The following is a 13,373-nucleotide window of genomic DNA, read 5'->3' on the forward strand; positions in this document are numbered from 1 at the left end:
AAGGTTTTCAAAGAAATATTAGAGTTCCAAAATAACAGGAATCCAACTTTATTTATCAATTTTCAACGCTTACCATATCATCACTTCTTTAATGATTCATTTTTTTATTTTAATAACAATTTTAATATCTATTCTGAATTAATTATCCCTAAAACAGTATTCTATTTTTCTTCATTTCATTTCCAAAAATTACTTGATTTGAAGGTTTTAATACAATATCAAACTAATTTCAAACTCCAATTGTATTCGATAATAGACCTACTCATTAATGTCGTAAGTTCAATTTTTGTTACCCCGTTAAAAACCTTCAACATTTGTCCTTGTCTATATTCCTATTTTGTGCACCAATATTTCATCTTTTAATACCATCACATCGTTTTATTGGTACAATAATACTATATCCCAGTTTCATTTTTCGGGACTGAGAATTTTTTATTAGACATTAAATGTTAAAAGTAAAAATCCAATTATTTATTTCTCCAATTCTCCTCTTCATTGAGTCAATGTATTTAGTCTCTATCAGGAAGTGCATAGTGAGTTTATGGCACAATAATACCATATCCCAGTATCATTTTTCGAGACTGGGTGTTTTTTTGTTAGAATTTTAGAATTAAGTGATCAAAATTTAGAAGTTTAGAGGTTTCTTCTTTTTCTCATCTCAAAACACCAACCTCTTCAATCCATTGATATACTATAGTTTACAGAGTTTTTTAATTTTTGGCACGGCAATTGTTTATACTATAACCAAACAAGAAATATTAATTTAAAATAATGTAGATATGAAAACTTTATACACGATTACATGGACATTTAACTTTAAACCATTTATTAACTTTTTAAAAGAACTTCCTGCGTCTTCTAGCTATGCAATCCATAGGTAAGCCATGAGTTGGTACAGGAAAACACCATCCCTACGAGGATTGGTATATAAAACGTAAAAAAGCGAGGTAATTTTGATCTCGCTTTTTTTATTTCATCAATTTTATAACCTTCTACTTCTTACCAAAACCAATAACAGAGATCATTATCTATTTTTGTTTACTCCATTAGCTTTGAGGTATTAAAATTCGCAAGGTTTGTCAAAACAATTATTAAATCCATCTGGGCAGACTCTTTCTGTGCATAGATCATCATCTTCGGCACTACATCCAGTTAACAAAACCACAGAAATAACTACCAAAATCCTTTTTATCATCTTCATTTTATTTTTTTAATAATCTTTCTATTTCTTCTACTCTTTTTTCTAACTCAATGTTCTTCGTTTTTACTTCTTTCAACTCTTTTATTTGGATTTGTTGTAAAGCAATCTTTTTCTCCTGGGCGATAGTATACAAGGTAAGTTCTTCAATTTTTTCTAATAATCTGGCATTCATTTCTCCCAGATAGACACCATTCTTTTCTATTTCTTCTGCCGATGGAACATTAATCAAATGCCCTTTTTCTTGTATATGATTTTCTACTTGTCTTAAGGTTGGTAAGTCATAGTTATCCTTAAACACATAATCTGGCCAGGTACTTTGCAACTCCACTTTTACCTCTTCACTAATAATTTTACCTGCTACTGCTAATTTATAACCCACAGGAATTGCAGAGGCTTGCATACCAATACCGATTTTGCTATCGGTAATAATCTCTTGCTCGAACCAACCACTCCCTCTAACAATAAATTCATGCTCGGGTTTATACATCAAATAAGTACCTATAGCAATTCTTGAATTTGGATTAAACATTTGTATGAAACTAATATCGCTTCCTGTATTATTATCAGATCTACCTACATCATAATCTCCCATTTGCACGATATACTTATCCTCTGTGCTCTTTAATATAAAACGTGTATCTCCACCATTATCAAAATTGAAAAATGATAATTTATTTTTACCATCTGCTCCATTTATTGTAAACCCTGACCCTGAAGGTAACCCTCCACTTGTAGCAGAATAATCAAAAAATTGTAATTTCCTATTCTGAAAACCATTTGTATCTGTATTTAACACCCTTCCTGCAGTTAATGCTAGGCTATATTTACCCCAATCTCGATAATCTGTAGAATTTGCTGCTGCTTGTGTATTTGCAGCTTCAAAAATTCCTGATTTTGATTTAATGACTCCATTAACTTCTAGTTTTTCTGTAGGAGTTAACGTACCTATTCCCACATTTCCATCTACTGGAAATGTATTTGTTTGACTGTAAACACCATAACTAAGCGTTAAAAAACTTAGCAAAAAAAGTGATTTTCTCATAATATAAAGATTCTATGATTTATTGTATTATCCTGCAATAATATAATATCATAGTTTCATTTTTCGGGACTGAGAGATTTTTTTGAATATTTATTTCAAAAAATTTAAAGCGATTATCTTTTTATGATGAAAGTTCCTCCTTTTGATGCTTTATAAACTTGATTGGATTAGGCTTTGATAATATTAGGGTCGTATGTATTTTTGATACCAGACCGTTATAAAACAAAGCAGTCATGCTTTCACAAACTATAGGACTATTAGTAGAGGGGGTATCCCCTCTCCAATGTACCCGGTAGGTACTTCAAAGGAAAGTGGCACTTGCCTCTAAACATAGTCTGTCCTCCATTTACAATACCCCAATCTTCTGTTTGAACTACCCCATACCAACTTTTTAGACAAGAGTACCTACTATCACCAGTACCCTAAGCCATAATATGCTGCTTATGTACCAACTTATGTAAGTACCCTCTCTCTACTTATGGTAGTGGGTTTTGAGTGTTTGCAAGTGATTTTTGTTATAGAAATGTTAAATCGAAATAGGATTCTATAATTAAAACAGCCCATCGCTGGCGCAAGTTTGCAACTTGTGCCTCTATAACTGTCTCGTCCTAAAAAAAGTTTACATTTTTTAGCTTAAATATTTACTAATATCCTGCCAAGCTTTGACGTCACCAGAAACATTCTGGCGCTAGCGGAGGCTAGCAGGGGAGAGACAAGGTTAGTCATCAATAGTAAAAATAGCACTCATTAATTGATCTCTTGTTAAATCAGTATTTAATGAGTTTAACATATTTTCAAATTGCTTTTTTAAGTCACCTTTTAAAACACCATTTCTATCCATTACGGCAAATGATATTAATTCTTCCAGATGATACATTTCTTCCATTGTAAGTTTACAATCTTTTGACACTCCTCCCCAACGATCTTCTTTACAATTGGTTCGAAACTCTTTAATTTTATCTTCGATTTTATTCATTTTTAAAACCTAATATGGGTAATATAGTCTATGCTTTTGTCTTTTAATATTGGAAAATCTTTTCTATACCAAGTAGATTTTTGTATAAATTCCTCCGCTGGCGCAAGTTTGTAACTTGTGCCTTTGTCAAACATTATAAAAATACAAAAGCTATGATACTAATCATACCATAGCTTTGTTTTGTCTACTTTATCATATCTTAACTTGTCTGGCTTTGACGGCACCGGTCACAGACGAGCGATAGCCGGGAGATCGGGAATATTTTAGTTTTTAACTATTGATATCATGTTTTGATCATCGTAAAACAATTTTCCTTTATTATCAATTGGAAAGGTATATTTGTGTTCTGTTGCTGAATTTAACACAAATAAAGGTTTAGCAAGTATATTCTTTTTGCTAATTTTCAATTCAATAGTTAATATTTCCATTGTTTTTATCATATTCCATTTTATAGGATCTTTTACTTTTATATTAATGCTATTTTCATCTTCATTAAAAGTAAAATCACTTTCATGGACTTTCAAAACTTCTTTATTGCTTTTGATTATCAGGTTGTTATATTGTAATTGGCTATTTTTTTTATTTCCGTCTTGACAACAAAAGAATAAAAAACTAATCAATAAAATTGTAGTAACCTGTAACTTTTCCATATCTTTCATGAACTGGTAATATTGTTGAATTAAGCTTTGTTATTAATGCATTTAAAGGCATTATTTCGGGTGTAACCTGAGATCCATTCTTCGTAAAAACCCACGCTGCCGCTAGTGTCTCACTAGTGTGCCACGTAAAGCTATGTCAAAATATTACAAGAACAGTCATAAGCTAAAAAAGTCCATAGCTGTTTTATTTTTTCTTACTCATATCTACCCACTCAGAATGACACTAGTCAGAGACATAGCGGTAGCGATCACTCTAGCGGCAGCGAGGGGCTTTTACTATTTCTTACTGTTGTCTAATCACTCAGGACGCCACTAATCAGAGACGCAGCGGTAGCGATCACTCTAGCGGTAGCGGGGGGTTTCTTGCTTATATCAAAATTATTTTTTCAATGCTAAAGATGTGATTGCTTTATCAAATTCATCTTTGTTCTTTTTAGGAACATTAAAATATCCAATAACTAGATTATCCCTTAATATCTCTCTCCAAAGCAAACCATTTTCCTGTTCCCTTCGCTGGCGCAAGTTTGCAACTTGTGCCTCTATAACTGTCTCGTCCTAAAAAAAGTTTACATTTTTTAGCCTAAATATTTACTAATATCCTGCCAAGCTTTGACGTCACCCGTCACAGACGAGCGCTAGCTGGGCTAGTTTTTTACTTCAAAAACTCCATTTCTATCTTTAATAATTTCATAAGAATATTTGTTATCTATTCTATATATTTTTATAAACCACAATCGATCATATGAAAACCTATAAGTTTGGTTAATATCTCTGCTAATTAAATCTTTCTGCATTAAAATTTTTATTGTTCTTTCAGAAGGGATTTCCTTTTCATCAAAAACTAGACAAATAACATTTTCCAGTTCAAAAAACTTATATGGCATTAAATCTTTTCTTATTTTATTATTTATAAAAGAAAGTGAACCAAAAATAGTATCACTTTCCTTTTTTAAAGTATCAAAATATAATAATTCACCTTCTTTAGGATGATGTATAGAAATAAAAAGACTAGAAAGTTTTTTTAATGTATCATCAAATGAGTTATTACTATCTATTTTTCGGTGACAATTGGTAAAAATAAAAGTAAGAATAATAAAAACTCCTATTTTAAAACTTTGTGTAATCATTGAATGCATTCTGAATATATCTTGAGTTTCTAAAGTTTGTATTAGGAAAGTTCTTGGCACCATATATATAATATGGTATATTAACATTAGTAAACTTTCTATTATTTTTAGTAATTAAAAATCTGTATCAGAAGGTATTGCCAATCCTCTGCTTACGCTTACCAAAATAGGTCATTTTTAATATTGTTTTCTTTTAAAAAATCTTTTTGATTAATGAATATTTTAACTTCTCTTGATTTGGAATTCATTTCGATGATAACGGGATTACTTCCTGCGTCAATTTCTCTTATTATCACAGGGTAAAAAGTAGCAAAAGCATATATAATACTATCTTTAGTATTGAAGGTTCCAGTTGTGAGATTTTTAATATACTCTTTATAAGTATTGATCTCACCTTTAATTAACTTCAATTTTAAAATTATAATTACTATGATCAAAATATAATTCAGAATTTATTCTGTCTTGTTCTGTCATTTTTGGAGTTATAAACTTTAAAAAAGAATACCCTATTATTATAATTAATAGTAATACAGTAAGGATTACAAACCTGACTTTCATTTATATTATTAGTTAAAAAATTAATTTTTTGGGTTTGGATATCCTAACAAAAATCCATCGCTGGCGCAAGTTTGTAACTTGTGCTTGTGCCGCTATTTCTTTATTTAGGTAAATCTAACAATATTCCTTCATTATCAATTTCTAAAACAGTCTGATCATCCTGATAATTTCTAGCGCTACTATATTTCCAATCTACTGACTCTACTACAAAACCAGACATTACAGGATTATTATGGATATAGTCTATTTTTTGTTGAATAACTTTATTCGACCATAATTCTATAGGTTTATTATGATGTTGCCAAAATTGATACTTATTTATATTTCCTTTTTCTTTTCCGGCTTTTTCAAACATCCAAAGTAACCATTCTTTTCTACTTTCTTGTGGATTATCTTGTATAGCCTTTAATACTTTTTTTGCTGTATCTTTTTTAAAATCTCGTATCAAACCCGATGGATCTTCATTAGCAGATCTGAATACTAAAGGATGTGACTAGGCATAAAACAGTAAGCATATATCTCCATCCCTTTCTTTTTTCTGCAATGTTCTATGCTTGCTGACAATATTGATAAATATCGTTCTCTTGTGAACACGTCTATCCAATATACTATAGCAAAGCTTACAAAATAAAGACCTGATTTATTATGAAATTTATATTTTCTACTCATTGCTGCAAAGTATAAAATGCCAGTTTCATTTTTTGAAACTATACTATACTTATTAAAACAAAAACAGCCATGTTTTTATAAACACGACTGTTATTATAGTAGTTCTTAATTTTGCTCATTTATCACATCGCTGGCGCAAGTTTGTAACTTGTGCCTCTATGACAGTCTTATCCCAAAAAAGTTTACATTTTTTAGCCTAAATATTTACTAATATCCTACCAAGCTTTGACGGCACCAGAAACATTCTGGCGCTAGCGGGGTTTCCAATTTTTTTTAACGTGCTCCATAATTTAAGCATATTAATTCTTTTCCCTCTATGTTTAAAAAATAAAAATACCTCCATTCATCTACTCCAAAGTTTTTATCTCCAATTTTTGTCTTTTTATAACAATAAGCAGCAATAAATTTAGATTTATTAATTTCATAAATTATAGAATCTATTTTTCTAGCTACTCTTTTTTTCTTGTCATTATCAAATTCCTTTTTAAAATTCATTAAAAATTTAATAATATCATTTTTTTCCTGTTCATTATAATTATTGGCATTTTTCCATGATTTAAAATTCCACCCCATGTCCTTAATAAGATTAACCGGATATGATTTTAAACTTTCTTCGTGTAATTTTTCAGTAAAGGTATATTTGCTAAAACTACTTATAGCAGATATAACTTGATCTTTCAGAACTATTTTTTCAGTGTTAGGAAGTAATCCATCAACTTGATTCTCATAATCGTCTACACAAGAAAATAAAGATAGAGAAAGTAAAAATAATAGTATTTTTCTTCCTTGATTCAATGTTTTAGAATTTATTCCCTCTTGGAAATGAAGTATGTTTCCTAATTTCCTGAATTCTCTTTTGATATTCGGCATATGTTTGAATTGTTGTATTGCATTGATAACAAAATATTGTAAAATCCTCCGCTGGCGCAAGTTTGTAACTTGTGCCTTTGTCAAACATTATAAAAATACAAAAGCTATGATACTAATCATACCATAGCTTTGTTTTGTCTACTTTGTCATATCTTAACTTGCCTGGCTTTGACGGCACCAGAAACATTCTGGCGCTAGCGGGGGAGGACAAGACATTTTTTTATTCATTTATTTCTAATGGAATTAATACATAGTCATATTTTGGTTTCAAAGACTTCAGGTAGTTCTCTATTTTGGATTTAAGTGAATCTACCAAAATCTTATTATTAAAAATATCATTATGACAAAGAACAGAAATATTATTATTGTAATATTTTAATGTTATGATTTTCCTTCTTTTAATTAATAAATCATTTTTTGAATAAAAAGGTAATGTAACCAAAGAATCAAATTGTATCGTAAGATATTTTTGTAATTCTTCTTTGATAAGGTTTACCTCAATTTTTTCTTGATCCTTATATGTGTGTATTCCCATAACAAATTCTTCAAAATTACAACTGTTATTTTCAGGGATTTCATTTTTTAAATCTATTTTATATTCTTTTCTGAAAAAGAAACTCTTTTTATCCTTAATGATTAATAGACTATCCTCAATTCTTAAATCATGATAATTGTTTTTAACATAATCTATATAATCATACTTATTATCTAGATACTTTTGAAACTCAACCAAATCTGTATTGTTTTTTAAAGGGGAATGATAAAAATTATTATATTCTTGAATAAGTCTAACATAATCACTTCTAAATTTGTTTTCTACCTCTGTTTTGGAACAACTAACAACAAAAAGTAAAAAAAACATTGATAATAATGCTTTCATGAATATTATTTTTTATGAGATTGAAACATAAATTGTACTAATTGTTCATATTGTTGTCTATTACTAACACTTAATATGACAACAGCTCTTGCTTTACCATCAAAACTAAAAGCATTTTCATATGATTCACCATGCGAAGTGGCATATTCTCCTATTGGATTAATAACACTAACAAAATTCAATCCTTTATTTCTCACTAAATATATACCGTTTACATGAATTGAATTCTCATTAATATTTATAGTAGTACTAAAACTATATTCGTTCGTCGCTAAACCTGTATCATATGCCAAGAAAGTACCTTTTTTCCTTGTAATTCCAGGAATACTGAAATCTTTAGGATAAAAACCACGATCATATCTTTTACCTTTTAAAAACTGAGAGTAACCATCTCTTTGACTTAAAATAGCATTTTCTATTTTTGGACGGATCAAAGCTGAGACATAACTTGAATAATCTATTTTTGAAGCTACACCTCCTGACCCATCGCTGGCGCAAGTTTGTAACTTGTGCTTTTGTCAAACATTATAAAAATACAAAAGCTATGATACTAATCATACCATAGCTTTGTTTTGTCTACTTTATCATATCTTAACTTGCCTGGCTTTGACGGCACCGGTCACAGACGAGCGATAGCTGGTGTATTATAAAAAAGAGTCTTCTAAAAACAGTAAATCACTACTAAATAAGCAAATATATTTACCAATAGATCCATAATTATTGTTTTCTCCGATTAAAATTTCAACACTGTAATAAGGTACTTCTCTAAATTTATCGTATAAAACTTGTGTTATTTTATGATTAATTATTTCAGATTTTCTCAAGTTTTCAATTGAAAAATCATCTAAATTATTATCTTTTACTAATTGTTCCAAGGATAGTCTTGCTTCATAAAATAATTTATCCTTAATTTTCGCGTCAAATATCATAATTAGTGTAATCCTTTAGTGAAATGAGAAAAAATAATATTTCCGCTTTTGTCAATTGCGCCCCAAGCTCTATAATCACCTATACCACCTTTACCAGCTACTTTAAGCTTATGTGTAAACCCTCTTTTAAGCATTTCTTTATTAGTGACCTTTAATATACCTGTTAGACTTTTAGTTCCTTCAACTCCATGAACAAAAACTCCAGTATTCATTTTTGCTTTCATGGCCTTTTTAACATTATCTGGTAATTGCCTCCAAACTGCTCTTTGAATCCAATGAACCCCTTTTTGTTTTTTTACAACAGACCCAAATAATGCAAATCCCATTTTTACTTCTCCTGCTGGCGATATCCATTGACCCAGTTCTCCTCCTGCAGTCTCTGTAAAAACTCTATGGTGTGGAATTTTTGTAACAAGATTGAATGAGGTATAATCGCTTAGATAATCTCCAAAACTATCCCAGTAATTTGTACTCTCAAAAAAATCCTGATATCCATCTGCAAACTCTTGAGTAAAACCTAAGGATCTTAATTCCTCATTGTTTATAATACCTGCATAAGATTTCGCTATGTCAAAATCTGTTTGATTAACAACAATAACTTTATTAATTCCATCATTTACTTCTACTGTTTCACCTGTACTAGCATTTTCATATATAGTATCATCATACCCCCCATCAGGATCAATTCTAACAATAGGATTGTTTGACATACCCATATATGGACTTGCGTGTTGCCCTGCTGGATCCGTAGTCAACCACCGTCCAATCCTACTATCCCACAATCTAAGCTCAAACGCTTCTTTTCCAGTTTCAGGATCTTTTTCTTGTCCTTGGTAGGCATATCTGTACCCTTCGGCTCCTCTCAGGGTACGATTAGGCATTGGCATCCCAAAAGGATAGTAGTCGGTTGCGCTACTCATTGCCATCGATTGTCCTTCTGGGCTTCTACCTACTACTGCTCGTACATTACCCAAATGATCTGTTAATTGATACAGATGTGTACCGTCTGGTTTTCTAACCCCCAGTCTACTGGCTCCATAAATGGTATTTTCTATCACTTGTCCATCACGATAGATCGCCATCGCGGTACCTGCTGCATCTCTCACATAATGTTCGGTATAACTTAGGTTTCCATTGCTTGGATTATAGGATTCTTTACGCACCCTATGTCCCTTGTCATTGTAAAAGAACTTGACCAGTGGTTGGTTATCTTTTTGTACCTCGGTCACCAAACCACTCGCATTGTAAATATAGGTAATATTTTCAGAAGTATTCTGTACCAATTGGCCAATACTATTATACACATAGTTATCCCCATCCTGGTCTTTGATGTCATCTGCATTGGTGGCACTTGTTACTGCATCATCCACTCGTAATAACTGATTAGGCTTATCGGTTTTATAGGTATATGATAATTGATCCATCACATTAGTACCGCTTTCTGTTTGCTTGTTACGGTTAAGGGATTGGATATTACCATTGGCATCATAAGTGATACCATCTACCTTATAATCGCCATTACTATTTATAGCAACTTCACCTGCTTCAACAATCACTTCTGTACCATCAATTTTTGCAGAAAAACTACCCCCAGCTTTTGCATGAAATCCTGGTTGCATTGTGATGGCTACATTAGCCAATAGGTTTTTTGTATTACCAGCGTTAACAATTTCTGTGGTGGTAATATTATCCTGAGCTGCATTACCCCCACCTACATACTCCACGCTTTGTGTAGTATTATAATGGCCATAATCAGCTCTCTTTAACCAATTGTTACGATCATACTGGTAACTATAAGTATGCTCCTTATCTGGTATAGGATTATAATTAGAGTTCCATCGAATTCCTTTGATATTTCCATTATATTGATTCACTCCGTAGTTTGGACTCTTTATATGATCCAACGGGCGTTGATAATCCTGGTTATGATAATCGATGATCATCCCAAATAAATCATTACCATCTCCTCCCGGATCTTTTGTACCTGCTAAACTGGGGTGGTTGATACTTTTTAGCGCTCCTTGTAAATTATATACATAATCTATCCCTTGTAATCCCTGGGCAATATTTGTTCGTTTTAATCCTCCGGTTTCATAATATTCGTAAGATGCATGCTCGGTAAAACTTGTATCATTGGTAGACGTCTCTACTTTAGTTAAGCTGTAATCGTCTGCATCGTAAGTATATTTATGGATAAATTGTTCTGCAGCTATTCCTTTTTGATAGTACACTTTGGTCACCTGGCTTGTAATGGGATCATATACATAGTCTATGGTTTTTACCCCGGATAGCCCATTAATTTGCTGTATGATCCATTGTACTCTACCATAGATATCGTAGCTATACCAAGTGGTGGTCGTTTCAGGATTTAATGTATAAGTTTTAGCCACATTACCTGCTACAAAAGATTGTTGGGCATAATTACTTTGCCTCGTATCACTGCCAAAGGCTGCTGCTAATCCTGTATTATCATGGTGGTCATATTGTGTAACATGTTGTTCTTTAGTAGTTCCAGAAGGTAAATCACCATCTGGATCACTGGTTGCAAAATTAGTATTTACAAGCACTCCACTTTCTACAGGACGTCCTCGTTGGTCATAATTCGTATAGGAGAACTCTCCTGCTGCGAGCTGTTTGCTATTTTGCGAAAATCGAATTTGCCCATCCTGACGATATTTGAATTTGGCCTCTCCTTCATCTGGGCTGGCAGTGGTTTCTAATTGCCCTAAAGCGTTATATTGGTATTCGCTTTTTAGCTTATTTAAAGGTTGATAAGATGATAATAAACGTCCTGTCTTATCATATTCATTAAGGCTATAATCATAATAGTTTTCGTTATACGTCACAGAAACTGTATTAGGTGTATAACTAGTCATATCACGAATTGCGACACGATAAAAACCATTAGGTAAACTTGCTGATGCCGTACTTATAATTTGTTCTGTAATCAGGTTATAAACATCGATAGCAACTCCGGCGGTATTGTTTATTTGTATCCCTGTACTTCCTGTTGGGATATGTACATCTACAAATCCTTGTGTACTGATTTGCACAGTAGATGGTCTCAATGTTGTATTTCCGCTTTCATTACCACTACGCGCAGCGGCCAAAGTCCTTCCATCTGTATCGGTAAACACGACATTCTCTACCCCATGTACATCACGAGCAATCGTTTTGATCACTTTATACGTATCGTATTTAGAATCTCCAAAAGCTATGGCTTTTGACAATTCTTGGCCGGCGGGCATAGAAAAGACATATCCATTCTTCCACTCATTATCGATTTTATTACCGCCGATTGTTTTCAAAGCAGCTCCTGGATTAAGATCACTATAGATGGTACGAGAATATGGGCGATCTGTAATATCCTGATAGGGTTCTGTTGTATTATTAGTACTGTAATACCAACCTAAAGTATTGTCTTGAGTTCCTACGACAGTGGGATTCTCGGGATTGTTTTCAAAATCTGCTGTGGTTAGTGTATTACCATTCGATTTTTGGATAAAATTTTCTCTATAGAAAAAATCCAGCCCAATATTACCATTAGTTGGGGCACTTAGTGTTTGTAGTGCAGGTCTCCCTTGACTATCATACAGCGTTTGTGATGCCCAGGTTTTACCAGTTTTAACATCTTTACTTTGTGACTGTACTCCCTTGCCTAACGCATCAAAATATGATTTGCTCTTTGCTACTTCTTTTCCGTTGATATCATATGTTGTAACTTTTATGGTATTCCAGGGTTCATCGACATCGCTTTGCCCTGATGGACATCCATTTTCCATACCAAATACTCCTGGGCATGTATCACCATTATTAGACACGTAGGTATTACCATCGCTTGGAGGCTGACAGGTAGGGCTCACTACAACACTACCTTCTCCATATCCATCGCCATCTGCATCTACATACCAATTCGAATTTTGCCAGTTAGAAGCATCATTATCATTACAATCATCATTATTGAGCACATAATTCCCTGCAGGCTTATAGCAACTTTTCACTCCGTTGTTACCTCGTTTTCCTTTTCCATCATTATCCTCATCAATAAACCAGGTCCTTTCATTAAATATATTCACATTAGTATCATCACAATCTCCACTCCTTCTTATATATCCTGAAGGTTGGGTACAACTTGTTGTAGTAACCGTATAAGAACCATAGGTATCCCCGTCTTGATCACGGTACCAAGTGACAGGGGTTTGTATAGTTTCATCATTATCGTTACAATCTCCAGCTTGAGTTACAACACCGGGTCGTGCTACATAGGTACATATGATTTCGGTAAAAACTGTAGCAGGATCACCCTTACCATCCTTATCATTATCCAAATATAAGGTTACTTCGAAAGGATATTGACAATTTATCGGATCTTCTTGTCCATACATTTTGGAAAACAAAACGCTACCAAAAACAAAACAAAATATTATAAATTTTTTCATTATATCATTCATTTAAAATATAA

Annotated in this window: 11 protein-coding genes and 1 pseudogene; all 12 read right to left on the reverse strand. The window is 32.4% G+C overall.

Translation table 11 applies throughout. The annotated features are described in order from the left end of the window. Window positions 1-1,060: 1,060 nt before the first annotated feature. Window positions 1,061-1,201, reverse strand: a complete 141-nt coding sequence (locus FOF46_RS31655) for a hypothetical protein (protein WP_167571879.1) — start codon at window positions 1,199-1,201, stop codon at window positions 1,061-1,063. A gap of 1 nt (window position 1,202) precedes the next feature. Then, the gene (locus tag FOF46_RS18440; protein ID WP_143917479.1) at window positions 1,203-2,243 is read right to left on the reverse strand and encodes a hypothetical protein; all 1,041 of its coding nucleotides are present in this window, start codon (window positions 2,241-2,243) and stop codon (window positions 1,203-1,205) included. A 718-nt stretch (window positions 2,244-2,961) separates the two neighbouring features. Continuing rightward, window positions 2,962-3,219 carry a hypothetical protein gene (locus FOF46_RS18445; RefSeq protein WP_109435896.1) on the reverse strand — a complete coding sequence of 86 codons (258 nt, stop codon included), beginning with the start codon at window positions 3,217-3,219 and terminating at the stop codon, window positions 2,962-2,964. Between the two features lie 263 nt (window positions 3,220-3,482). Further along, the gene (locus FOF46_RS18450) at window positions 3,483-3,878 is read right to left on the reverse strand and encodes a hypothetical protein (RefSeq protein WP_109435897.1); all 396 of its coding nucleotides are present in this window, start codon (window positions 3,876-3,878) and stop codon (window positions 3,483-3,485) included. 644 nt (window positions 3,879-4,522) lie between these two features. Continuing rightward, complete coding sequence (locus tag FOF46_RS18455; protein WP_143917480.1) at window positions 4,523-5,005, reverse strand: hypothetical protein; 483 nt, start codon at window positions 5,003-5,005, stop codon at window positions 4,523-4,525. Window positions 5,006-5,163: 158 nt separating this feature from the next. Further along, window positions 5,164-5,415, reverse strand: a complete 252-nt coding sequence (locus FOF46_RS18460) for a hypothetical protein (protein ID WP_244299660.1) — start codon at window positions 5,413-5,415, stop codon at window positions 5,164-5,166. Between the two features lie 248 nt (window positions 5,416-5,663). Then, window positions 5,664-6,232, reverse strand: a pseudogene (locus FOF46_RS18465) (transposase). Between the two features lie 273 nt (window positions 6,233-6,505). Next, window positions 6,506-7,186: a hypothetical protein gene (locus tag FOF46_RS18470; RefSeq protein WP_208746796.1), complete on the reverse strand. Its 681-nt coding sequence runs from the start codon at window positions 7,184-7,186 to the stop codon at window positions 6,506-6,508. A 136-nt stretch (window positions 7,187-7,322) separates the two neighbouring features. Continuing rightward, window positions 7,323-7,982 carry a hypothetical protein gene (locus FOF46_RS18475; RefSeq protein ID WP_109435903.1) on the reverse strand — a complete coding sequence of 220 codons (660 nt, stop codon included), beginning with the start codon at window positions 7,980-7,982 and terminating at the stop codon, window positions 7,323-7,325. A 5-nt stretch (window positions 7,983-7,987) separates the two neighbouring features. Further along, the gene (locus tag FOF46_RS18480) at window positions 7,988-8,416 is read right to left on the reverse strand and encodes a hypothetical protein (protein ID WP_143917482.1); all 429 of its coding nucleotides are present in this window, start codon (window positions 8,414-8,416) and stop codon (window positions 7,988-7,990) included. Between the two features lie 210 nt (window positions 8,417-8,626). Continuing rightward, entirely contained in the window at window positions 8,627-8,911 is a 285-nt protein-coding gene (locus FOF46_RS18485) for a hypothetical protein (protein WP_143917483.1), read from the reverse strand. A 2-nt stretch (window positions 8,912-8,913) separates the two neighbouring features. Beyond that, entirely contained in the window at window positions 8,914-13,350 is a 4,437-nt protein-coding gene (locus FOF46_RS18490) for an RHS repeat domain-containing protein (protein ID WP_167571880.1), read from the reverse strand. Window positions 13,351-13,373: the final 23 nt, after the last annotated feature.

Origin of the sequence: Aquimarina algiphila, assembly GCF_007489275.1 — a bacterium.
In the GTDB taxonomy this organism is placed as follows: Bacteria; Bacteroidota; Bacteroidia; order Flavobacteriales; family Flavobacteriaceae; genus Aquimarina; species Aquimarina algiphila.

Bases quoted from the DNA above. Each gene is read 5' to 3' on its own strand.
- FOF46_RS31655 (WP_167571879.1), bottom strand. From the start codon at position 1,201: ATGAAGATGATAAAAAGGATTTTGGTAGTTATTTCTGTGGTTTTGTTA.
- FOF46_RS18440 (WP_143917479.1), bottom strand. From the start codon at position 2,243: ATGAGAAAATCACTTTTTTTGCTAAGTTTTTTAACGCTTAGTTATGGT.
- FOF46_RS18445 (WP_109435896.1), bottom strand. From the start codon at position 3,219: ATGAATAAAATCGAAGATAAAATTAAAGAGTTTCGAACCAATTGTAAA.
- FOF46_RS18450 (WP_109435897.1), bottom strand. From the start codon at position 3,878: ATGAAAGATATGGAAAAGTTACAGGTTACTACAATTTTATTGATTAGT.
- FOF46_RS18455 (WP_143917480.1), bottom strand. From the start codon at position 5,005: ATGATTACACAAAGTTTTAAAATAGGAGTTTTTATTATTCTTACTTTT.
- FOF46_RS18475 (WP_109435903.1), bottom strand. From the start codon at position 7,982: ATGAAAGCATTATTATCAATGTTTTTTTTACTTTTTGTTGTTAGTTGT.
- FOF46_RS18485 (WP_143917483.1), bottom strand. From the start codon at position 8,911: ATGATATTTGACGCGAAAATTAAGGATAAATTATTTTATGAAGCAAGA.
- FOF46_RS18490 (WP_167571880.1), bottom strand. From the start codon at position 13,350: ATGAAAAAATTTATAATATTTTGTTTTGTTTTTGGTAGCGTTTTGTTT.